This is a genomic window from Rhodococcus sp. OK611, from assembly GCF_003050885.1.
Classification (GTDB): domain Bacteria; phylum Actinomycetota; class Actinomycetes; order Mycobacteriales; family Mycobacteriaceae; genus Rhodococcus_G; species Rhodococcus_G oryzae.
Window position 1 is genome coordinate 188,017 of sequence record NZ_QAOZ01000005.1, and the last position, 25,203, is coordinate 213,219.

5 protein-coding genes (1 of these 5 only partly in view) are annotated in these 25,203 nt (G+C 68.9%); 3 read left to right on the forward strand and 2 right to left on the reverse strand.

The annotated features are described in order from the left end of the window. Positions 1 to 14,343: the end of a non-ribosomal peptide synthetase gene (locus C8K38_RS08230; RefSeq protein ID WP_097211047.1), read on the forward strand. The gene continues 18,345 nt to the left of window position 1, outside the view; the window shows 14,343 of its 32,688 coding nt (coding positions 18,346-32,688); its start codon lies off the left edge, out of view; the stop codon is at positions 14,341 to 14,343. 31 nt (positions 14,344 to 14,374) lie between these two features. Then, the gene (locus tag C8K38_RS08235) at positions 14,375 to 14,596 is read left to right on the forward strand and encodes an MbtH family protein (protein WP_097211048.1); all 222 of its coding nucleotides are present in this window, start codon (positions 14,375 to 14,377) and stop codon (positions 14,594 to 14,596) included. A 66-nt stretch (positions 14,597 to 14,662) separates the two neighbouring features. On the opposite strand, the gene C8K38_RS08240 is transcribed toward C8K38_RS08235, so the two are convergent. After that, on the reverse strand, positions 14,663 to 15,001 hold the full coding sequence (locus C8K38_RS08240) for a hypothetical protein (RefSeq protein WP_097211049.1): 339 nt from the start codon (positions 14,999 to 15,001) through the stop codon (positions 14,663 to 14,665). A 435-nt stretch (positions 15,002 to 15,436) separates the two neighbouring features. Here C8K38_RS08240 and C8K38_RS08245 point away from each other — a divergent pair, with 435 nt between their 5' ends. Further along, complete coding sequence (locus tag C8K38_RS08245) at positions 15,437 to 24,475, forward strand: non-ribosomal peptide synthetase (RefSeq protein ID WP_179800491.1); 9,039 nt, start codon at positions 15,437 to 15,439, stop codon at positions 24,473 to 24,475. A gap of 21 nt (positions 24,476 to 24,496) precedes the next feature. On the opposite strand, the gene C8K38_RS08250 is transcribed toward C8K38_RS08245, so the two are convergent. Then, positions 24,497 to 25,192, reverse strand: coding sequence for a GntR family transcriptional regulator (locus C8K38_RS08250; protein ID WP_097211051.1), 696 nt, complete (start codon positions 25,190 to 25,192; stop codon positions 24,497 to 24,499). Positions 25,193 to 25,203: the final 11 nt, after the last annotated feature.

Consider the following 25,203-nt stretch of genomic DNA (forward strand, 5'->3'; position numbering starts at 1 on the left):
GTCGGTGAGCTCTACCTGTCCGGCCCGGGTCTGGCACGGGGCTACCGGGCCCGTCCGTCCCTGACCTCGGACCGCTTCGTCGCCGATCCGTTCGGTAAGCCCGGATCGCGGCTGTACCGCACCGGCGACCTGGCCCGCTGGACCGCGGACGGGGAAGTGGACTACCTGGGCCGCACCGACTTCCAAGTCAAGGTGCGAGGTTTCCGGATCGAGCTCGGCGAGATCGACGCGGCGCTGGCCCTCCAGCCCCAGATCGAATTCGCGGTCACCCTCGGCCACCCCGGACCGGCAGGTACCACCGTGCTGGTGTCCTACGTGAAGGCAGCGGGCGACGTCGACGTGGTCGCGCTCGAGGCGGCCGTCGCCCGGATCCTGCCGGCGCACATGGTGCCGGCGTCGATCATGGTTCTCGACGAGATCCCGCGTACTCCGGTGGGCAAGCTGGACCGGAAGGCGTTGCCGGAGCCCGTCTTCGCGGTTCGCGAGTTCGTTGCGCCGAGCACCGAAGCCGAGCGAGTCGTCGCGGAGGTCTTTGCCGACGTGCTCGATCTCGAGCAGGTCGGCGCCGCCGACGACTTCTTCGACCTCGGCGGCAACTCGCTGATCGCCACCCAGGTCACCGCGCGGCTTGGCGTGGCGTTCGACACCTCGGTGCCGGTCGTTACGCTGTTCGACGCCTCGACGGTTGCCGGCCTGGCGAGGGCCGTGGAGCAGATCAGTGGTCGTGGTGCCCGGGCGGCGCTGGTCGCCCAGGAGCGCCCGGAGCGACTGCCACTGTCGCTGGCTCAGCAGCGGATGTGGTTCATCAACCGCTTCGAGCCCGACTCGGCGGCCTACAACATCCCGGTGGCGATCAGGCTCGCCGGCGACCTCGACACCGATGCGCTGCAGGCCGCGGTGGTGGACGTGCTCGAACGCCACGAGTCGCTGCGCACCGTCTACCCCGAGGTCGACGGCGAGGCCCAGCAACTCATTGTGCCTGCGGCACAGGCGGTCCCGGATCTGCGTCCGGTCGCCGTCGCCGAGGCGGAGATCTTCGAGCGCATCGTGGCAGTGTTGTCCGCGCCCTTCGACGTCACCGCCGAGGTACCGCTGCGCGCGGCGCTGTTCGAGGTCGGCGACCGGGACCACGTCCTGGTGCTCACCGTGCACCACATCAGCGGCGACGGCTGGTCCGTCGCACCGCTGACGCGTGACGTGATGGCTGCCTACGTCGCCCGCAGCGCCGGGCAGGCGCCTGCGTGGTCGCCGCTGGCCGTGCAGTACGCAGACTTCGCGCTGTGGCAGCGTCGGCTGCTCGGAGCCGAGGACGATCCGGACTCCCTGATCAGCGTCCAGTTGGACTACTGGCGGAGCGCTCTCGCAGGCGTGCCGGAGCTCCTGGAGCTTCCGACGGACCGGCCGCGTCCTGCAATCGCCAGCAACCGAGGGGCGCGGCTGCCCTTCGAGATCGATCACGGCCTGCGGACCGGTGTCGAGCGGATCGCCCGCGAACACAGCGCGACACCCTTCATGGTGCTGCACGCCGCCCTGGCGGTGCTGTTCGCCCGACTGTCCGGCAGCACCGACATCGCTGTCGGCGCCCCGATCGCGGGCCGCGGCGATGCGGCCCTCGACGACCTGGTCGGCATGTTCGTCAACACCCTGGTGCTGCGCACTCGGGTCGAGCCCTCCGACACCTTCGCGGAGGTCCTCGGGCGGGTTCGCGTCGGTGATCTCGGCGCATTCGGGAACGCCGACGTGCCGTTCGAACGGCTCGTGGAGTCTCTCGCCCCGACGAGGTCCCAGTCGTACTCGCCGCTGTTCCAGGTGTCGCTGACGTTGCAGAACCAGCAACAGACCGAGCTGGAATTGCCCGGACTGACTATCGGCGCCCTCGATCCGGGTGTGCGGGTGACCCAGTTCGACCTGGATCTGACGATCGGCGAGGCCATCTCGACCGACGGAGAGCCCGCAGGCATGGCTGCCGACTTCACCTACGCCACGGACCTGTTCGACGAGTCCACGGTGGCCGGTTTCGCCGACCGGTTCGTGCGTGTGCTCCGGGCCGCCGTCGCGGATCCGGAGTCCGTGGTCGGGGACGTCGACATGCTCGGGGCCGACGAGCGCGAGCGGGTGCTGCGGGAGTGGAACCAGACCGCGGTCGATCTCGGGCCCATGACGTTGATCGACCCGTTCGACGGCCAGGCGGCGCGCACCCCCGACTCGGTGGCCTTGGTGTTCGAGGGCGAAGAGCTGAGCTACCGCGAGTTCGATGAGCGGGCGAACCGATTGGCGCGCAGGCTGATCGCCGAAGGAGTCGGCCCCGAAGCGCTGGTCGGCCTCGCGGTGCGCCGCTCGGTGGAGCTGATGGTCGGCATGTACGCGATCGTCAAGGCGGGTGGCGCGTACGTCGCGATCGACCCCGACCACCCGGCCGAGCGCACCGAGTACGTGCTCGAGTCCGCGGCACCGGTGTGCGTGCTGACCACCAGCAGGGACCGGGGCTGCCTGGCGGCGGACCAGGCGGTGATCGTGATCGACGAGGCGGATCTGAGCGACTACGACGGCGCGCCGGTCGCCGACTCCGAACGGCGTTCGCCGTTGCGGCCGCAGAACACCGCCTACGTGATCTACACCTCGGGCTCGACCGGCAGGCCCAAGGGCGTCGCGGTCAGTCACGAGTCGATCGCGAACTACCTGGCGTGGCTCATCGACCGGTACTCGATGACCGCGGCGGATCGCGTGGTGCAGAAGGCCCCCGCCACGTTCGACGTGTCGTTGTGGGAGTGCTTCGCCGCCCTGCAGGTCGGTGGCCGCGTCGTGCTCGCCACGCCCGACGGGCACCGCGACCCCGAATACCTGGCGCGCCTGATCGGCGAGCAGTCGATCACGATCGCCGAGTTCGTCCCGTCGATGCTCAGCATGTTCCTGTCGGCCGGGGCGGCCTCGTCGCTGGAGTCGCTGCGGTACGTGATCGCCGGTGGCGAGGAACTCTCGCCCGCGTTGTTGCGGGACTTCGCCGCTGCGACCGGGACCAGCATCGACAACACCTACGGCCCCACCGAGACCACGGTCGGCATCATCTTCGAGCCGGACGTGGAACGTCTGGCCGGTGACCGGGTGACGGTGCCGATCGGCGGACCGAGCTGGAACGCCCGTGCGGTGGTGTTGGACACCCGCCTGCACCCGGTTGCGGTGGGTTCCGCTGGTGAGCTGTACCTGTCGGGAGTCCAGCTTGCTCGCGGCTATCTCGGCCGCGCGGATCTCACCGCGGAGCGGTTCGTGGCGGACCCGTTCGGTGACCCGGGCGAGCGGATGTACCGCACCGGCGACCTGGTGCGGTGGAACGCGGATGGTCAGCTGGAGTTCCTGGGCCGGACCGACTTCCAGGTCAAGCTGCGCGGACTGCGGATCGAGCTCGGTGAAATCGAGTCGGCGTTGATGCGGTCCGAGGCGGTGGCGCAGGCCGTCGTGACCGTGGTCCGCAGCCGGCACGCCGGTGAGCACCTGGTCGGCTACGTGAGCGCGCGACCGGGGGCGTCGGCTACGGCGTCCGAACTGCGCGCCGCAGTGGCGGCAGAACTGCCCGCGTACATGGTGCCGTCGCAGATCCTGGTGCTCGACGAGTTCCCGCTCAGCAGTGCGGGCAAGGTCGACCGCAAGGCGCTGCCGGAGCCGGACTTCACGACGGCGACCGTCGAGTTCCGCGAGCCCGGCACCGCCGCCGAGGTCGCGGTGGCGGCGGTGTTCGCGGAACTGCTCGGAGTCGAGCGTGTCGGCGCCGATGACGACTTCTTCGCTCTCGGTGGCAACTCGCTCCTGGCGATGCGACTCGTGTCGCGGGTCGATGCCGCGCTCGGCTGCGGGCTCGGTGTGCGTGCGGTGTTCGAGGCCTCGACGGTGGCCGGACTGGCCGAGCGGGCCGAGGCGGCCGCGGCGTCGTCCTCGGCGCCGGCCCTCGTCGCCCGGCCGCGGCCGGACCGTATCCCGTTGTCGTTGGCGCAGAACAGGATGTGGTTCCTCAATCAGTTCGATCCGTCCTCGTCCGCGTACACCATCCCGCTGGCGATCCGCTTGCAGGGCAGCCTCGACGTCGAGGCGCTCGACCTCGCGGTTCGTGACGTACTCGAACGGCACGAGTCGCTGCGGACCGTGTTCCCGCACGACGGTGAGGGACCGGTACAGGTGGTCGTGCCCGCGGACCAGGTCGAGCTCGACCTGGCGCCGGTGCGGGTCGACCCGCAGGACGTGTCTGCCCGGGTGATCGAGATCCTGGGCGCCGGTTTCGACGTGACCGCCGCGGTCCCCGTGCGGGGTGCGCTGCTCGATGTCGGATCCGACGAGTACGTGCTGTTGATGGCCGTCCATCACATCAGCGCGGACGGCGTCTCGACCGGGCCGATGGCTCGAGACCTGATGCTGGCCTATGCGTCTCGCACCGCCGGACAGCCCCCGGTGTGGGCGCCGCTGCCGGTGCAGTATGCCGACTTCACGCTGTGGCAGCACGAAGTGCTCGGTTCGGAGGACGACGCACAGTCACTGGCCGCGCGGCAGATCGCGTTCTGGAAGAATGCCCTTGCCGGCCTGCCGGACGTGCTCGAGCTGCCTACCGACCGGCCCCGTCCGGCCGTGTCGTCGGGCCGCGGAGCGCGGCTCGAGTTCGACATCGACGCCGAGCTCGCCTCGGGCATCGAGGCGTTGGCCCGTGCACACGGCGTCACCACATTCATGGTCGTGCACGCCGCGTACGCGGTGCTGTTGGCCCGGTTGACCGGCAGCGCAGACATCGCGATAGGCACGCCGATCGCGGGGCGCAGCGACGCCGCGCTGGACGAGTTGATCGGCATGTTCGTCAACACCCTGGTGCTGCGCACCGACGTTGCGTCCGACGTGGCCTTCGCTGAGTTGCTCGGCCAGGTCCGCATGGCCGACCTGGCGGCGTTCGAACACGCCGAGGTGCCCTTCGAGCGCCTCGTCGATGTGCTCAACCCGGCTCGCTCACAGTCCCATTCGCCGCTGTTCCAGGCGTCGATGACGTTCGAGTCCCGTACCGACACCAGCTTCGAGCTGCCTGATCTGACGATCAGCCCGGTGGCACACGAGGTCGAGGTGACGCAGTTCGATCTGACCCTGGTGATCGCCGAGGGGATCGACGAGACGAACGCGATGGGTGGCGCGTTGCGGTACGCCACCGACCTGTTCGACGCGGCGACCGTGTCCACCTTCGCGGAGCGGCTCGTGCGGATCCTGCGCGCCGTCGTCGTGGCGCCGGGGACACTGGTCGGTGACATCGAGCTGCTCGGCGAGGACGAGCTCGAGCGGGTGCTCTTCGACTGGAACGCCACCGACGAGCTGGTCGCACCGCAGACGCTGGTCGACCTGTTCGACGAGCAGGTCGCCCGCACGCCGGATGCGATCGCGCTCACCTTCGAGTCCGCCTCGCTGACCTACGCGGAGTTCGACGACCGGGTGAACCGGTTGGCGCGCCACCTCATCCGGATGGGCGTGGGCCCGGAGTCGATGGTGGCGATCGGGATTCGCCGCTCCCTCGAGATGATGATCGCGATCTACGCGGTGGTCCGGGCGGGCGCGGCCTATGTGCCACTGGATCCGGATCAGCCGGCCGAGCGGATCGGCCACATCCTCGACACGGCGAAGCCGGTGTGCGTGCTTTCCACGTCACGGGACGGCTTCGACCGCGCGGGTGCGCGGCCGATCCTGTGCATCGATGAGCTGGAACTCGGTGATGTGGACGGCGGATCGATCACGGACGCGGAGCGGGTTGCGTCGTTGCGGCCGGACCACTCGGCCTACGTGATCTTCACGTCCGGATCCACCGGCCGTCCGAAGGGTGTCGCGGTCTCACACGGCGCGATCGTCAACCGGTTGGTCTGGATGCAGGGTCAGTACGGGCTCGGCGGCGACGACGTCGTCCTGCAGAAGACCCCGGTGACCTTCGACGTGTCGGTGTGGGAGCTGTTCTGGCCGCTGCAGGTGGGCGCTCGCCTGGTGATCGCCGTGCCGGACGGTCACCGCGACCCCGCGTACCTGGCGCGGACGATCGTGGCCGAGTCGGTGACCACGATGCACTTCGTTCCGTCGATGCTGGCGGTCTTTGCCGCCGAACCGAGTGCAGTACAGGCACGTTCGCTCGTGCGGGTGTTCGCCTCGGGTGAGGCGCTGCCCGCCGAGACCGCGGACCGGCTGCGCGCGGCCCTGCCGCAGGCCGGGTTGCACAACCTGTACGGGCCCACGGAAGCCGCCGTCGACGTCACCTTCCACGAGGTCACCGAGGCGGACCGGACGAGCGTGCCGATCGGTGCGCCGGTGTGGAACACCCAGGTGTTCGTGCTCGACGGTCGACTGCGGCCGACGCCGATCGGGGTGCCGGGTGAGCTGTACCTGGCCGGCGAGCAGCTGGCCCGCGGCTACGTCGAGCGGCCCGACCTGACCGCGGATCGTTTCGTGGCGAGCCCGTTCGTCCCGGGCTCCCGGATGTACCGCACCGGTGACCTGGTGAAGTGGAACGGCGCCGGGGAGGTCGAGTACATCGGGCGAACCGACTTCCAGGTGAAGCTGCGCGGTCTGCGCATCGAGCTCGGCGAGATCGAGGCCGCGCTGACCAACCTGCCCGAGGTAGCCCAGTCGGTGGTCGTCCTGCTCCGGGATCCGATCGCGGGTGAGCGGCTGGTCGGCTACGTCGTGCCAGCACCGGACGCGGTGGTCGAGACCGGTGCGGTGAAGACCGCGCTGGCCGCGACGCTGCCCGCGTACATGGTGCCGTCGGCGTTCGTGGTGCTCGAGGAGTTCCCGCTCAACGCGTCGGGCAAGCTGGACCGCAAGGCCCTGCCCGCGCCGGCCTTCGAGGCGCGGGTCTACCGTGCCCCGGCGACACCGATCGAGGAGATCGTCGCGGCGACCTTCGCGGATCTCCTCGGTGCCGAGCGGGTCGGCGCCGAGGACGACTTCTTCGAACTCGGTGGCAACTCACTGATCGCCACCCAGGCCGCGGCGCGGCTCGGTGCGGCGCTCGACACCACGGTGCCGGTGCGCGCGCTGTTCGAGGCATCGACCGTCGAGGCTCTCGCAGTACTCGTCGGGACGCAGGCGGGCAGCGGACGGATTGCGCTCACCCCGCAGGAGCGTCCGGAGCAGATCCCGCTGTCGCTTGCGCAGCAACGGATGTGGTTCCTCAACCGGTTCGACCATGCCAGCGCGGTCAACAACATCCCGGCCGCGGTCCGGCTGGCGGGCGATCTCGACGTGGCGGCGCTGCGGGCGGCGTTCGCCGACGTGGTGGCCAGGCACGAGATCCTGCGCACGGTGTACCCGGAGCACGGGGGCACCGGACATCAGGTGATCCGGCCGGTCGACGAGATCACCGCTGACCTGACCCCGGTTCCGGTCAGGGCGGGCGAACTGCTCGAACGCGCGGCGTCCATCGTGACCACCGGATTCGACGTCACCGTCGATGTCCCGCTGCGGGTCGCGTTGCTGCGCGTCGTGGACGACGCCTCCGCAGCCGACCAGCACATCCTCGTCTTCGTGGTGCACCACATCGCCGCCGACGGGTTCTCGATGGGCCCTCTGGTGCGCGATCTGATGCTGGCCTACGCCGCCCGGACCATGGGCGTAGCGCCGTCGTGGGAGCCGCTGTCGGTCCAGTACGCGGACTACAGCCTGTGGCAGCGGGAGGTGCTCGGCTCGGAGGACGATCCGGAGTCGCTGATCTCGCGTCAGCTCGGATACTGGACGCAGGCACTGGCCGGGTTGCCCGCCCAGCTGGATCTCCCGTCCGATCGGCCGCGGCCGGCCATCGCCTCGAACCGCGGTGCGGCGATCGGCTTCGACCTCGACGCGGATCTGCATGCCGCGCTCGGTGCCGTTGCCCGCGATCAGGGCGCCACCGTGTTCATGGTGGTGCACGCCGCGCTGGCGGCGCTGTTGGCGCGGCTGTCGGGGACCACCGATATCGCGATCGGTGCGCCGATCGCCGGGCGCGGCGACGCCGCGCTGGACGATCTCGTCGGCATGTTCGTGAACACGCTGGTGCTGCGGGCGGAAGTCGATCCGGCGCAGTCGTTCACGGAGCTGCTCGCAGGTGTCCGGACGACGGATCTGGGTGCGTTCGGACACTCGGAGGTGCCCTTCGAGCGGCTGGTCGAGGTGCTCAACCCGACGCGGTCGCAGGCGCGGCATCCGCTGTTCCAGGTGGCTCTGTTCTTCCAGAATCTCGCCAAGCAGAGCCTCGAGCTGGACGGGCTCACGGTCTCCAGCGTCGAGTTCGACGAGGAGATCGCCAAGTTCGACCTGCAGGTCACGGTGTCGGAGAACCACGGCCCCGACGGGATGCCCGGCGGGATCCGGGTGCACCTGGCCTACGCCACCGACCTGTTCGACGAGTCGACCATCCGCCGGTTCGGCGAACGGTTCACCCGGATGCTCGAGGCGATCGCCTCGGACCCGTCGGCACGGGTCGGCGATGTGGAGTTGCTCGAACCCGCCGAGCGCGCGGTGATGCTCGAGGGTTGGAACGATTCGGCGTACGAGCTGCCCACCGGGCAGCGCTTGCTGGACGGGTTCCGTCGTCAGGCCGCCGCCACCCCCGACGCCACCGCCGTGGTGTACGAGGGCGAGTCACTGACCTACGCAGAATTCGGAGCAAGGGTCGCCCGGTTGGCGCGGCTGTTGATCGCCGAGGGCGTTCGGCCGGAGTCGTTGGTGGCCTTGTCCATCCGTCGTTCGCTCGATCTCGTGGTTGGCATCTATGCGGTGCTCGAGGCGGGCGGTGCCTACGTGCCGGTCGATCCGGACCATCCGGTGGAGCGGATCGGTCACATCCTCGAGACCGCCGGTCCGGCCTGCGTCCTGACCACCGCGCGGGATGATTTCCAGGTTCCGGGGGACAGGTCGGTCCTGCGGATCGACGAGGTGGACGTGTCGGGGTATTCGGCCGAGCCGGTGACCGACGCGGATCGCTCGTCGGTCCTGCTGCCCTCGCACCCGGCGTACGTGATCTTCACGTCCGGGTCGACCGGCAAGCCGAAGGGTGTCGCGGTCAGCCACGGCGCGATCGTGAACCAGATGGAATGGATGCAGGGCGAGTACCTGCTCGACGGCTCCGATGTCTACCTGCAGAAGACCGCGACCACGTTCGACGTGTCGTTGTGGGGCTGGTTCATGCCGTTGCGCGTCGGCTCCACCCTCGTGGTGGCGACGCCCGATGGTCACCGCGACCCCATGTACGTCGCCGAGAAGATCGCCGAGCACTCGGTCACGGTCACGGACTTCGTGCCGTCGATGCTGACCGTGTTCGCGGAGTACGCATCCGGTGCGGCGCTCGCCTCCCTGCGGCACGTGTTCGTGATCGGTGAGGCGTTGCCTGCCGAGACGGTGCGCGCGTTCGCGGAGATCAGCCCGGCCCGGCTGCACAACCTGTACGGGCCGACCGAGGCCGCCGTGTCGATCACCTACCGCGAGGTGACCGGAGACGGCCACGCGGCCGCGGTGTCGATCGGACGGCCGCAATGGAACTCGCAGGTGTTCGTGCTCGACTCGCGGCTGCGGCCGGTCCCCGTCGGGGTGCCGGGCGAGCTGTACCTGGCGGGTGACCAGCTGGCGCGCGGTTACTACGGACGGGTCGACCTGACCTCGGATCGTTTCGTGGCGAATCCGTTCAGCGAGCGTGGCGAGCGGATGTATCGCACCGGCGACCTGGTGTTCTGGGGACCGGAGGGCGAACTCGGCTACATCGGTCGCACCGACTTCCAGGTCAAGTTCCGCGGCCAGCGCATCGAGCTGGGCGAGATCGAGACGGCCTTGCTGTCGCACGAGTCGGTGCTGCAGGCGGCCGTGCTGGTGGTCTCGACCGCCACCGGCGATCAGTTGGTGGCCTATGTGGTGCCCGCGCAGGGCTCCCACGTGGTGCCCGCCGACCTCGTCGGCTTCGCGTCGACCTCGCTGCCCACCTACATGGTTCCGGCGGCCGTCGTGGTGCTGGACGAGTTCCCGCTGAACTCGTCGGGCAAGCTGGACCGCAAGGCGCTGCCTGCGCCGCTGTTCGAGGCCAGGGCGTACCGGGCACCGGAGACCGCGTCCGCGCGACTGGTGGCCGCGACCTTCGCGGAGGTGCTCGGGCTCGAACAGGTCGGCCTGGACGATGACTTCTTCGAGTTGGGCGGCAACTCGCTGGTCGCGATGCAGGTCGCCGCACGCCTGGGCGGTGCGCTCGACACGCGCGTTGCGGTGCGTGAGCTCTTCGAGGCAACCACCGTCGAGCTGCTCGCCGCGCGGCTGGACGTCTCCGCGAGGAGCGGCGGCCGGATCGCGTTGACGGCGGGGGAGCGGCCTGAGCGGATTCCGCTCTCGACCGCGCAGTCGCGGATGTGGTTCGTCAACCAGTTCGACACGACGTCGGCGGCGTACAACATTCCGGCTGCCGTGCGGCTGTCCGGTGAGCTGGACGTCCCGGCGCTGCGCGCGGCGATCGCCGATGTGGTCGCGCGGCACGAGGTGCTGCGAACGGTCTACCCGGCAGTGGACGGGATCGGCCACCAGGTGATTCTTCCCGCGGAGCAGGCTGTTCCCGAGTTGGTCGTCGCGACGGTACCGGAGTCGAACCTCATCGATCGGGTGATCAGGACCGTGGCGACGGGCTTCGACGTGACGGCCGAGGTTCCGGTGCGCGCAGCCCTGTTGCGGGTCGAGCACACCGCAACCGAAATGCCCGAGTACGTGCTGGTGCTGGTGGTTCACCACATCGCAGGCGATGCTCTCTCGATGGGTCCGCTGGCTCGCGACGTGATGGTGGCGTATGCGGCACGGTCCGCAGGCACGACGCCCGGCTGGACGCCGCTGGCGGTGCAGTACGCGGACTACACGATGTGGCAGCGGGAGGTGCTCGGCAACGAGGACGACCCGCAGTCGTTGATCTCGAGCCAGCTGGCCTACTGGACTCGGCAGCTGTCCGGGCTGCCGGATCAGTTGGACCTGCCCACGGACCGGCCGCGGCCGGTACAGTCGTCGAACCGCGGTGCCACGAAGGCATTCACGATCGACGCCGACCTCCACCGTGCGTTGACCGATATCGCGCACCAGCACAATTCGACCCTGTTCATGGTGTTGCACTCGGCGCTCGCGGTGCTGCTGGCGCGGCTGTCCGGGACCGACGACATCTCGATCGGTACGCCCATCGGCGGCCGGGGCGAGCGGGAGCTGGACGATCTCGTCGGCATGTTCGTCAACACCCTCGTGTTGCGGACGACCGTGGCCGCGGGCGCGAGCTTCGGCGAACTGCTGGAAGGCGCCCGGGACACCGATCTGTCGGCGTTCGCCAACGCGGACTTGCCGTTCGAGCGGCTCGTCGAGGTGCTGGAGCCGGCCCGCTCCACGTCGCGGCATCCGCTGTTCCAGGTCGCATTGGGCTTCCAGAGCGCGGATTCGGCGAGCTTCGAGCTGCCGGGGTTGACGCTGAGCGAACTGGAGATCGACGACCAGGTCGCAAAGTTCGACCTGCAGCTCACCGTCGCCGAATTGTTCGACGAGGACGGTGCGGCCGGCGGACTGTCGGCGGAGTTCCTCTACGCAACCGACCTCTTCGACGCGGCCACGGTGTCGCGATTCGCGGAGCGTCTGCTGCGGATCCTGTCGGCGATCCGGCTCGACCCCTCCGTTCCGGTCGGTGAGATCGAGATCCTGGCACCCGAGGAACGGGCGGATCTGCTGAGCCGCCTCGATCCGATCGCGACGACGCCTGCCGCCGAGCGCGACGGTGCGCCGCGTCTGCTCCCCGACATCCTCGTCGCGGGTGTGCGGATCGACCCCGACGCGACCGCGCTGTCCTTCGAGGGCGAGCGGTGGACCTACCAGGAGGCGGACGAGCATTCCTCACGGTTGGCTCGAATGCTGATCGAGCAGGGTGCCGGCCCGGAGACCACTGTGGCAGTAGCGATTCCGAGGTCGGCTGATTCGGTGCTCGCGGTGTGGGCGGTGGCAAAGACCGGCGCCGCCTTCGTGCCGGTGGACCCGAACTATCCGACGGACCGGGTGGCACACATGCTGGCCGATTCGGGTGCGGTCCTTGGCGTCACGATGCAGCGGTTCAGCGACCAGTTGTCGCCGCTGGTGCCGTGGACTGCGCTCGACGATGCCGCGGTCGATGCTCGTGTGCGGGAGCTGTCCGCGGCGCCGGTCACGGAAGAGGACCGGCTCGCGACACTGCGACTCGAGCACCCGGCCTACGTGCTCTACACCTCGGGTTCGACGGGTCTGCCCAAGGGTGTCGTCGTGACGCACGCGGGCCTGGCCAACGTGCGTGACCACCTGCAGCGCGACTACCTGACAAACAGGGACTCGCGGATCCTGCACCTCGCGTCTCCCAGCTTCGACGTCTCCGTCTATGAGATGCTCATGGCGGTCGGAGTGGGTGCGACGCTGGTCATCGCGCCGCCGACCGCGTGGGGCGGATCCGAGTTGACCGATCTGCTGCGCCACGAGAGGGTGACCCACGCGTTGATCACACCCGCCGCGCTCGGCTCCGTCGATCGGACGGGGCTGGACGAGCTGCGGGTCCTCATCGTGGCGGCGGACACCTGTCCGCCGGATCTGATGGAGAAGTGGGCTGTCGGCCGCCGGTTCGTGAACGCCTACGGTCCCACCGAGGCGACGATCGTCGCCACGTGCACCGGCGCCCTCGTGCCGGGTGGCCCCATCACGATCGGCGGGCCCACCGCGGGCACGCGCCTGATGGTTCTCGACAACCGGATGCAGCCGGTCCCCGTCGGCGTGGTCGGTGAGCTGTACCTTGCCGGTGTCGGGCTCGCGCGGGGTTACCGTGGCCGGCAGGCGTTGACCGCGGACCGGTTCGTGGCCAACCCGTACGGGGCGTCCGGCGAGCGGATGTACCGGACCGGTGACGTCGTGCGGTGGACCGAAGACGGTCAGGTCGAGCACCTCGGGCGCTCCGACTTCCAGGTCAAGGTGCGCGGACTGCGAATCGAACTCGGCGAGATCGACGCCACGCTGTCGTCGCACCAGGACGTGGAGTTCGCGGCCACGATCGGGCACACCACCGCCTCGGGCTCGACGTCGCTCGTCTCGTATGTGCTCCCGGCTGCGGGCCGCACCGTGGATCCCGCGCAGCTGACCCAGTTCGCGGCGCAGTCGCTGACCGCGTACATGGTGCCTGCGGCGATCATGGTTCTCGACGAGATCCCGATCACCCCCGTGGGCAAGCTGGACCGGAAGGCCCTTCCGGAACCGGTCTTCGCGGTCCGGGAGTTCCGGGCCCCGACGACCAGGACAGAGGAGGTCGTTGCCGACGCGTTCGCCGAGGTGCTCGAGGTCGAGCGGGCGGGCGCGGACGACGACTTCTTCGAGCTCGGCGGCAACTCGTTGCTGGCGACGCAGGTGACGGCTCGGATCGGCGCCGAACTGGACCTTCGGGTTCCGGTGCTGTGGCTGTTCACGGATTCGACGGTGGAGTCCTTGGCCGCGAGGATCGACTCGGCCGGTCTCGGGTTCGAGAACCTGGCCGAGGACGCGGCCTTCGATGTCCTCATCCCCCTGCGGGCGGGAGGGTCCAAGCCGCCGGTGTTCTGCGTGCATCCGGTCATCGGAATCTCGTGGGCGTTCGCCGGACTGGCACAGCACGTCGATCGCGAGCGCGGCGTGTACGGCCTGCAGTCGCCGGTGCTCTCCGGGACCGCGGACCTGCCGGAGTCGATCGAGGCGTGGGCGCGGTTGTACGTCGAGACGATTCGGACCGTGCAGCCGGAGGGGCCCTACAACCTGGTCGGCTGGTCTCTCGGCGGCATGATCGCGCACGCCATGGCCGCGCAGCTGCAGGAGGTGGGCGAGGAGGTCGAACTGTTGGCGATGATGGACAGTTTCGCGCAGCAGCCGGCGGACGGGACCCTGGTGGACCGGGATCTGACCGTCGGTGACCTGCTGGGCGGGTTGGTCCCGGCCCTGACGGCGGACGGTGGCCTGGAGGCAGGCGAGAACCCGCTGCTGGAGGAGTTGTCCGAGGAGATGCTGGCCGGGATCATCGAGAATCTGCCCGCGCCGTTCAACGCCATCGGGGCCGAACGCGTTGCGGCCGCCGTGCGGGCGATCGATGAGTCCGTCACGCTGATCGAGGGCTATGTGCCGCCCAGGTTCAAGGGCGACCTGCACTACTTCGCGGCGCTCGAGGACGATCCCAGCGGCGCCGTCGGTGCAGCCACCTGGCGGGACGGGGTGGACGGCCGCATCATCACGCACGGCGCCCCGGCCACCCATTGGGGCATGGCAGGCCCGAGCTCTCTCTCCCTGATCGGGGAGGTGCTGCACGAGGCGTGGAACACCGAGGAGCGCAAGTGAATTCAGGACATGACGAAAGAAAGGTAGATCTATGAGCAACCCCTTCGATGACGAGGACGGCCAGTTCCTCGTGCTGGTGAACGACGAGGGTCAGCACTCGCTGTGGCCGATGTTCGCGAAGGTCCCGGCGGGCTGGAACGAGGTGCACGGCCCCTCCTCGCGCCAGGAGTGCGTCGACTACGTCGAGGCGAACTGGACCGACATGCGGCCGAAGAGCCTGATCGATGCGATGGCGGGGGACGCCGACAAGTAGGCGTCACCGAACGACGAATCGGCCCGAGAGCTCAGCTCTCGGGCCGGTTTCTCGTTTCGGAATCGATCAGGTGTGCGTGCCCCGCGCGGGACCCACGATCGCGGTGTGGATCTTGTTGCCGTCGGCGTCGGCGTCGGCGTCGGCGTCGGTGTGATCGGGGTCGTTGGTTGGGTTGTCGGGATCTACCTGCGGGTTGCAGTGGCCTGCGGTGATGCCTACCTTGCGACCGGCGGAATCGGTGCCGGCGCCCCGTGTGCACCAGTAGCCGTACTCCGTGTAGTCGTCGAACGTGATCGTGGTGCCCGGTCCGACAACCTTTGCGGGTGGTACGGCCGGGCCCGGAACTCGGTCAGCAAGGGCGGACGCGACGCCCAGGCCGAGCAGTAGGGCCGAGGTGGCGAGCAAGCCTGTGAGTAACCGGGTGGTGCGTGTCCTGCGGGCTCCTTTGCTGTGAACGACAATCCGCCGAAGCAAGATAAACCGTCTGGTCGGTTTTTGTTACGAAACGAGACCTCCGCTGGATCGCGAGAGCCGGGGCACGGCAAACGGTTTCGGTCGCCCTATGTGCGGCCTGCCAGGGCTCTCAGGAGACGCCACAGGAGTGGGTCGGGGAGGGCGGTCGTGGCCGTGACCGAGTCCGGGCGGGATGTGTGCCGGTCACGTAGTCTTTTCCCTCGGTGTCGCACTACGCGATGGTCATGCCAAATGGTGCAGGGGGGATTCGGGCATGGCGAGGGCTCAATAGTTTCGGAGTAGGTGTTGTCGGATTTCCCCCGGTCGGTCGCCGCCGTCGCGGCTACTCGCCCCGACGCGGTCGTCGTGAAAGTCGACGATGTGTCGGTGACCTATCGGGAACTCGACGAGCGCCTCCAGATGCTGGCCGGACCGCTCGCTGCCAGGGGATTGGACGCTGAGGCCATCGTCTCGGTGACCCTGTCCGGACTGGCACCGATGGTGGTCGCGGCCGAGGGTGGCCTGGGCGCGGTCCTGGACACCATCGAGCGGGACGCCAAGGCGCTTGAGGCCCCGCCTGCCCGGAGCACCCTTGCGGATCTGTTCGACGAGCAGGCGGCGCGGACGCCGGAGTCGGTCGCTCTGGTGTTCGAGGGGCACGCGCTGACCTACGCAGAGTTCGACGCCCGCGCCAACCGGCTGGCGCGCCATCTCATCGCCGACGGGGTCGGTCCGGACACCGTGGTCGCGCTGGCGATGCGTCGGTCGATCGACCTGTTGGTCGCCGTGTACGCCGTGGTCAAGGCAGGCGGCGCCTACCTCCCCCTCGACCCGGACCACCCGGCCGAGCGCACGGCGCACGTGCTCGAGACCACCGCGCCGGTTGTCGTACTCACCACCGGCGCCGACGGCGCGGCTCTGCCCGCCGGATCACCGGGTGTGGTCCTCGAGCAGTTGGACCTCGGCGGGTTTTCGGATGCGCCGGTGACGGATGCGGATCGGATGGCGCCGCTGGCGCCGGAGAACGCGGCGTACGTCATCTTCACGTCGGGTTCGACGGGCCGGCCCAAGGGTGTGGCCGTGAGCCATGCCGCGATCGTGAATCGTCTGTTGTGGATGCAGGGCGAGTACGGGCTGACCGTCGACGACGTGGTGCTGCAGAAGACCCCGGTGACGTTCGATGTGTCGGTGTGGGAGTTGTTCTGGCCGTTGCAGGTCGGTGCTCGGATGGTGATCGCGGTGCCGGATGGTCATCGGGATCCGGCGTATCTGGCTCGGGTGATCGCGGAGGAGTCGGTGTCGACCGCCCACTTTGTGCCGTCGATGTTGGCGGTGTTCGTGTCGGAGCCGGGTATGGCGGGTTGTAGTTCGCTGCGACGAGTGTTCGCCTCGGGTGAGGCGCTTCCGGCGCAGACGGCTGGGTCGCTGCGTGAGGTTCTACCGTCGGTGCGATTACATAATCTGTACGGGCCGACGGAGGCCGCGGTGGATGTGACGTTCCATGAGGTCACAGCCGCGGATCGGGTGTCGGTGCCGATCGGTGTGCCCGTGTGGAACACGCAGGTGCTGGTGTTGGATTCGCGCCTGCATCCGGTGCCGGTGGGGGTGCCGGGCGAGTTGTATCTGGCGGGTGTGCAGCTGGCCCGCGGGTACGTGGGTCGTAGTGATCTGACGTCGGATCGGTTCGTGGCCAACCCGTTCGGGGCCGCGGGTGAGCGGATGTACCGGACCGGCGACCTGGTGCGATCCCATGTATCCGGCGAGCTGGAATATTTGGGACGCAACGATTTTCAGGTGAAGTTGCGCGGCCTGCGGATCGAGCTCGGCGAGATCGAGTCCGCGATGCTCGCACACCCGACGGTGGCGCAGGCGGTCGTGGTGGTCAGAGAGGACGTTCCCGGAAACCAGCAGCTGGTCGGCTACGCGGTCGCCGCCGCCGAGGCGCTCATCGACGGCGATGAGCTGCGTGCGTTCCTTGGCCGTTCGCTGCCCGAGTACATGGTGCCGATCACCGTGCTGACACTCGCGGAGTTTCCGATCACGGTGCACGGCAAGCTCGATCGGAAATCGCTGCCGAGGCCGGACTTCGAATCCGCACCTGGTGAGCACGGTGAGCCGTCGACCCCGGCCGAGGTGGTGGTCGCGCGGATCTTTGGTGAGATCCTCGGGGTCGAACGGGTCGCGGCCCAGGATTCCTTCTTCGATCACGGCGGCAACTCGCTGTCCGCCGCACGGGTGGTGGCCCGGGTCAACGCGGCACTCGGATGCGACGTGAGTCTGCGAGAGGTGTTCGACGCGCCGACCGTCGCGGGGCTCGCCGCCCTGGCGTCGGTTCGGGCCGACGGCGCGCGTCGTCGGCCCGAACTGGTGGCCGGGCCACGCCCGGATCGGGTCCCCCTGTCCCTGGCACAGGCCAGGATGTGGTTCATCAACCAGTTCGACATCTCATCGCCCGCATATAACCTCCCGCTCGGGATCCGGCTGGTCGGCGAACTCGACCATGAGGCGCTGCAAACCTCGGTCCAGAGCGTGTTGGATAGGCACGAATCACTGCGCACGGTGTTCCCGGACGACGGCGAGGGACCGCGGCAGGTGGTGATCCCGGTCGCCGGGGTCGATGCAGATCTCCGTCGGATTCTGGTCGCGGACGAGGCGGACCTGCGCGGCAGGTTCGCCGCGGCTGCGGCGGCCGGATTCGACGTGACGGTGGAGCCGCCGGTCCGGGTGCGACTGTTCCAGCTCGGCGGGGGCGAGCACGTGCTGCTGTTCCTGCTGCACCACATCGGGGCCGACGGCGTCTCGATGGCGCCGCTCGCGCGTGAGGTGGTGGCCGCCTACACGAGCGCGGTGGCCGGCGGTCGATATGAGCCCGAGCCGCTCTCGGTGCAGTACGCGGACTACTCGATCTGGCAGCGCGAATTGCTCGGCAGCGAAGACGACCCGGAATCCCTGCTCTCGCACCAGGTCCGGTACTGGCTCGACGAACTGTCCGGCATTCCCGATCTGTTGCCACTGCCCACCGACCGCCCACGCCCGGCCGCCGCCTCGCTCGAGGGTGGACGGGTGGAGTTCGAAATCGGAGCGGACCTGCACCGCCGGCTGTCGGCGCTGTCCCGCGAGCACGAGGCGACCCTGTTCACCACCATGCACGCGGCGTTCGCGTTGTTGCTGTCGAAGGTCTCGGGCACCGACGACGTCGTCATCGGGACGCCGACGGCCGGCCGCGGGGAGCACGTACTCGACGACCTGGTTGGCATGTTCGTCAACACGCTCGCCCTGCGGACCGTGCTGGACCACTCGGTGTCCTTCGCCGAGTTGCTCCGCAGCACAAGGGAATCGGATATCGGTGCGCTGGCGCACGCAGAGGTGCCCTTCGAGCGACTGGTGGAGGTCCTCGCACCGGAACGGTCCACCGCGCACTCGCCGATCTTCCAGGTCGTGCTCGCGTTGGAGAATGCCGAGCCCGCGGTCCTGGAGTTGCCCGGCTTGGCGGTGAGCGAGGTCGATCCCGGGTTCGCGTACGCGAAATACGATCTACAGCTCGCACTGGGGGAGCGGGCCGACCGATCGGGAATCGCGGGCACCTTCATCTATGCCACGGACCTGTTCGACGAGTCGACCGTGCGCACACTGGCCGCACGGTTCGTCCGGCTGCTCGACGCGGTGGCGCAGGATCCATCGGCGCCGATCGGGGACGCCGACGTGATGGACGCCCGTGAGCGCGCGGCGCTGTGCCCGGTCGCCGGCCGCCCCGCGGAGTCGCCGGTCACCCTTGCCGAGCTGCTGGCGGCGGCTGTCACCGAACGGACGGCGCCCGCACTGGAGTTCGGCTCCCGCACCGTGAACTACGGCGAGCTCGACACCCGCTCGAACGCTCTGGCGCGCTTGCTGATCGCGCGCGGTGTCGGACCGGAGTCGTTCGTCGCGGTCGCCCTGCCCCGATCGGTCGAGTCGATGCTGGCGCTGTGGGCGGTGGCGAAGACCGGCGCAGCCGTCGTACCCATGGACCCCGCCTACCCCGTCGATCGCCTCGGACACATGCTCGCCGACTCTGGTGCGGTGGTCGGCCTCACCGTCGCCGGGTACACGGACGCCCTGCCGGACGCGGACTGGGTGGCGCTCGACGCCGACGCCGTTGTGGTGGAGTGGGCTGCGCTCTCGACGGCGGCGGTCGCCGATCGGGACAGGCTCGCTGCGATGCTCCCGGCCCAGCCGGCGTACATGATCTACACCTCCGGCTCGACCGGGGTTCCCAAGGGCGTGGTGGTCACGCATCAGGGCATCGCGAGCTTCGCCCTCGAGCAGCGGCAGCGGTACTCGGTGACGGCCTCATCTCGGGTACTGCACTCCTCGTCGCCCAGTTTCGATGCATCGATCCTCGAGATCCTGATGGCGACGGCGGCCGGAGCGGCCCTGGTGATCGTGCCCCCCGGCGTGTACGGGGGCGGTGAGCTGGCGGACGTCATCGATTGCCAGCGGGTCACCCATGCCTTCATCACCCCGTCCGCTGCGGCCGCGCTCGCGCCCGACGGACTCGATTCGCTGCGGGTGGTCGTCATGGGCGGCGAGGCACTGAGCTCGGACCTGGTGATCCGCTGGGGTGCGGACCGGGACCTGTACAACGCGTATGGGCCGACCGAGATGACCGTCATGGTGTCGGCCAGCGCGGCGCTCGTGCCCGGCGAGGCGGTGACGATCGGCGGCCCGATCCGCGGGGTGACCGCGATGGTGCTCGACCGACGGCTTCGCCCGGTGCCGGTGGGGGTGGTCGGCGAACTGTACGTCGCGGGTCCGGCGATGGCGCGGGGATATCACAACCGATCGGGTCTGACCGCGGATCGCTTTGTGGCGAACCCTTTCTCGTCGATCGGTGCACGAATGTACCGGACGGGCGACATGGTGCGGTGGCTCGCCCCAGCGGCACAGGGCCGACTGTCGGATCTGGAACTCGAGTACGTGGGGCGCGGCGACTTCCAGGTGAAGATCCGCGGCTTCCGCATCGAACTCGGCGAGGTCGATGCGGCGCTGACCGCGCACCCGTCGGTGGATTTCGCGGTGACGATGGGCCGTCCCGCCCCGTCGGGGGCGACGGTGCTGGCCGCGTACGTGGTGGCGGCCGCCGGAGCGTCGGCGGACCCCGAGGAGCTGACCGCGTTCGCCGCGAGGACCCTGCCCTCGCACATGGTGCCGTCGGTGGTGACGGTGCTGGACGAGATCCCGTTGACGGTGAACGGGAAGCTCGACCGAGGCGTTCTGCCTGCGCCGGAATTCGTGTCGACGGCGTTCCGCGCACCGTCGACACCGGTCGAGGAGATCGTCGCCGGGACGATCTCGGAGGTGCTCGGTCTTCCGAGAGTCGGGTTGGACGACAACTTTTTCGACCTCGGTGGGAACTCGTTGATCGCGACGCGAGTGGCGGCGCGTCTCGGCTCCGTGCTGGGCGTGACGGTTCCGGTTCGGCTGTTGTTCGAGTCCCCGACGGTGGCGGCGCTCGCGGTGCGGGTCGAGCGGGACTCCGGGTCGGCGCGAGCGGTGCTGGCGCCGAGGCCCCGACCGGATCGCATTCCGCTGTCGCTGGCGCAGCAGCGGATGTGGTTCCTGAACCGGTTCGATCCGGAGTCGGCCGTGAACAACATCCCGGTCGTCGTGCGGCTGTCGGGTGCACTCGATGTCGCGGCGCTGCGTTCGGCGATTCGCGACGTGCTCGAGCGACACGAGTCGTTGCGCACGATGTATCCGGAGTCGAGTGATGGTCCTTCTCAGGTGATCGTGCCCGCGGCGTGGGTGGTCCCGGATCTGGTCCCGGTCGAGGTGTCGACGGGCGACCTGTCCGATCGTGTGGCCGAACTCGTGGTGGCGGGTTTCGACGTGGCGGCCGAGGTCCCGATCCGGGTGGCCCTCTTCCATGTGACCACGACCGAGCACGTGCTGGCGATCGTGGTGCATCACATCAGTGCCGACGGCTTCTCGATGGGGCCGCTGACGCGAGACGTCATGGCGGCCTATGTCGCGCGGGTCAGGGGCGAGGTACCGGTGTGGTCGCCGTTGGCCGTGCAGTACGCCGACTTCGCGTTGTGGCAGCGTGAGGTTCTCGGTGACGAGTCCGATCCCTCGTCGCTCGTGGCGCGGCAGCTCGGGTACTGGCGCGGCGCGCTGTCCGGGCTGCCCGCACAGCTGGATCTGCCATCGGATCGTTCGCGTCCGGCGGTCCGGACACACGCGGGTGCCCGGGTGGACACCCCCATCAGCGAGCGCACCCGGGCCGGACTGTCCGATTGGGCCGCACAGCACAATGCCTCGTTGTTCATGGCAGTGCACGCGGGCCTCGCGGTGTTGTTGAGCAGGCTCAGCGGTACCTCCGATATCGCGGTCGGCACGCCGGTGGCCGGTCGCGGCGAAGCCGAACTGGACGATCTGGTCGGCATGTTCGTCAACACCCTGGTGCTGCGGACGTCGGTCGAGGGGGCGGAATCGTCGACGGAACTCCTGGCGCGCGTGCGTGAATCGGATCTGGGTGCGTTCGGGCACACAGAGGTCCCGTTCGAGCGTGTGGTGGAGGTGCTCAATCCGGAGCGGTCCATGTCGAGGCACCCCCTCTTCCAGGTGATGCTGTCCTACCAGAACCTCGAGCAGCCGGACCTGGAGCTGCCGGGCTTGCACGTATCGGGGGTCGGCGCGGCGGTCGAGGTGGCGAAGTTCGACCTGCAGGTGACGGTCGTGGAACAGGCAGGTGCAGGCGGACTGTCGGTTTCCTTGGTCTACGCGACGGACCTGTTCGACCGGTCGACGGTGGACGGTTTCGCGCGCCGGTTCGGCCGGATTCTCGACGCGATGGCGGCCGACCCGCAATGCCCGGTCGGCGATATCGACCTCATCGGCGAGGAGGGTCGCGTGGCGATCCTGGGCGCGTGGAACGCCACCGCACATCCGGTGGCGCCGCAGACATTGGTCGATCTGTTCGACGGGCAGGTGGCGCGGACGCCGGATTCGGTGGCGCTCGTGTTCGAGGGCCAGGCTCTGACCTATGTCGAGTTCGATGCTCGGGTGAACCGCCTTGCGCGGCAATTGATTTCCATCGGTGTCGGTCCGGAATCGCTGGTGGCGTTGGCGATGCGTCGGTCGATCGATCTGTTGGTCGGTGTGTATGCGGTGATCAAGTCGGGTGGCGCGTACGTGCCGGTGGATCCGGACCAGCCGGGGGAGCGGGTGGCGCACGTACTCGGATCCTCGTCCCCGGTCTGTGTGTTGAGCACCTCTCGCGACGTTTTCACGGCCGCGGCGGCCGAGGTCGTGGAGATCGACGCGGTCGACCTGGCGTCGTTCTCCGATGCGCCGGTGTCGGATGCGGATCGGTTGGCGCCGTTGGTGCCGTCCAATACGGCGTATGTGATTTTCACGTCGGGTTCGACGGGTCGGCCCAAGGGTGTGGCGGTTTCGCATGCGGCGATCGTGAATCGTCTGTTGTGGATGCAGGGCGAGTACGGGCTGTCGGCTGATGATGTGGTGTTGCAGAAGACTCCGGTGACCTTCGATGTGTCGGTGTGGGAGTTGTTCTGGCCGTTGCAGGTTGGTGCTCGGATGGTGATCGCGCTGCCGGATGGTCATCGGGATCCGGCGTATCTGGCTCGGGTGATCGTGGAGGAGTCGGTGTCGACGGCGCATTTTGTGCCGTCGATGTTGGCGGTGTTCGTGGCGGAGCCGTCGGTGGTGGGGGCGGTGTCGTTGCGGCGGGTGTTCGCTTCGGGTGAGGCGTTGCCCGCGCAGACGGCGGCGTTGTTGCGTGAGGTGTTGCCGTCGTCGCGTTTGCACAATCTGTATGGGCCGACGGAGGCGGCGGTGGATGTGACCTTCCATGAGGTCACTGCGGCGGATGAGGTGTCGGTGCCGATCGGTGCGCCGGTGTGGAACACGCAGGTGTTCGTGTTGGATTCGCGGTTGCGGCCGGTGCCGGTGGGGGTGCCGGGTGAGTTGTATCTGGCGGGTGTGCAGTTGGCCCGCGGGTATGTGGGTCGTAGTGATCTGACGTCGGATCGGTTCGTGGCGAACCCGTTCGGGGCGTCCGGTGAACGGATGTACCGGACTGGTGACCTGGTGACCTGGAGCGCCGCGGGTGAGCTGGAGTACATCGGTCGTACCGACTTCCAGGTGAAGTTGCGCGGTCTGCGGATCGAGCTCGGCGAGATCGAGGCGGCCCTGCTCGGGCTCGACGGGGTCGAGCAGGCCGTGGCCGTGGTCCGGCAGGACAGCCTGGGGCATCCACAACTGGTCGGGTATGTGGTCGGCGACCCGTCGTTCGATCCGGGCGTCGCCCGCGCCTCCCTCGGCCGCGCCCTGCCGGAGTACATGATTCCGAGCGTGTTCGTGAGGCTGGGGGCGTTGCCGGTGAACGCGTCCGGCAAGCTTCACCGCTCGGCTCTGCCCGCGCCGGTGCCGGTCGCCCGCGAGTATCGCGCACCGGTGTCCGCGACGGAGGTCGCGATCGCAGAGGTGCTGGCCGAGGTGCTCGGTGTCGGCCAGGTCGGTGTGGACGACAACTTCTTCGAGCTCGGCGGCAACTCGCTGATCGCCACCGGCGTGGTGGCTCGGCTGACGGCCCGACTCGGATCCGAGGTTCGCCTCCAATGGATGTTCTCCGAGCCGACCCCGGCGGGGCTCGCCGACCGGATCGACTCGGGCACGAGGGCCGACGCGGACGGTGAGGAGTCCTTCGAGGTGCTGCTCCCGATCCGCGTCGGTGGATCCGAGCCGCCCCTGTTCTGCGTGCACCCGATCGGCGGGCTCTCGTGGGCGTTCGCCGGCCTGGCCCGGCACCTCGAGTCCGACCGCGGTATCTACGGCCTGCAGTCGCCCGCGCTCGGGAGCTCCGGCTGGGCGCCGGGTTCGATCGGTGAATGGGCCGACAGGTACGTGCGCGAGATCCGTTCGATTCAACCCGAGGGGCCCTATCACCTGCTGGGGTGGTCGCTCGGTGGCGTGATCGCGCAGGCAATGGCGGTCCAATTGCAGTCAGAGGGCGAGGATGTCGCGCTACTGGCGATGATGGACAGCTTCGCCGATCACGAGGCCGCGCCTGCACGGTCGGTCCTCGATGAGCCGACACCGGACGAGCTGCTCGGCGGGCTGGTCCCGGAGGGGATCCGCCTCCACGACCGGGCACAGGCCGTCGAATCAGTGGTGGAATCCCTCGTGCTGCTGGCCGCGCATCGTCCGAAGTCGTTCGCGGGAGATGTCGTGTACTTCACCGCGGCGCAGGAAGACAGGAGCGGGTCGCTCGGGGCCTCGACCTGGCGGTCGGTGGTGGACGGCGCGATCCACAATCATCCGGTGGAATCGACGCACTGGGGGATGGCCTCGCCCGAGGCACTGGCCGTGATCGCCCGCATCCTCGACGACTGGTGGTCCGGCGCGGAGGCGGTGACCCGCTAGCGCTCGGTGACGACTACACCGTCAGTCCCAGATCCCGACGTCTTCGAGGTGGCTGATCAGTCGCTGCGCCCCGTCGAGGAAGTGCGCCCGGGATTCGCGCCCGGCCTCCTCGGCGTCCCCCACGGCCATCGCGTCGATCAGCCGGTCGTGGCTCGCGATGGCGGCATCGCCCCAGCCGTGGTCCGCCGAGTAGAAGTGCACCGGCGTATACCGGGTCGCATTGAGCAGGAACCGGGAGAGCTTGGCGGAACCCGCCAACCGATTGAGGATCCGATGGAAGCCGAACTCGAGGTCCTCGATCCGTGCCGCATCCGAATCCTCCACGGCACGTGCCAGTTTCACATTGATGGCGCGGAGCTCGTCGAGGGTCTCCTTGTCGATTGCCGCGGTGGCCCTCGAGGTCAGCTCCTCGGCGATCTGCCCCTGCAGCCAGAAGACGTCGTTGATGTCGCCACGACTGAGAGCGGCGACGACGTACCCACGGTGCGGCACCAGCTCCACGAGGCCCTCGCTGCGCAGTGTCAGCAGGGCCTCGCGGACAGGGGTGACGCTGACCCCGAGTTCGGCGGCGGTCTCGTCGAGACGGATGAACTCGCCCGGCCGCACCCCGCCCGACATGATGAGGTTGCGGACGTGCACCGCGACGTCATCGGAGAGCTGGGGGCGGCGACGGAGCGCGCGCGCCTCCTTGGGGCGTGGTGTGGCGGACGAGGTCATCGAGTCTCCTT

What these genes read in the sequence shown, in the direction of transcription:
- C8K38_RS08235 (WP_097211048.1), top strand. Translation starts at nt 14,375, where the DNA reads ATGAGCAACCCCTTCGATGACGAGGACGGCCAGTTCCTCGTGCTGGTG.
- C8K38_RS08250 (WP_097211051.1), bottom strand. Translation starts at nt 25,192, where the DNA reads ATGACCTCGTCCGCCACACCACGCCCCAAGGAGGCGCGCGCGCTCCGT.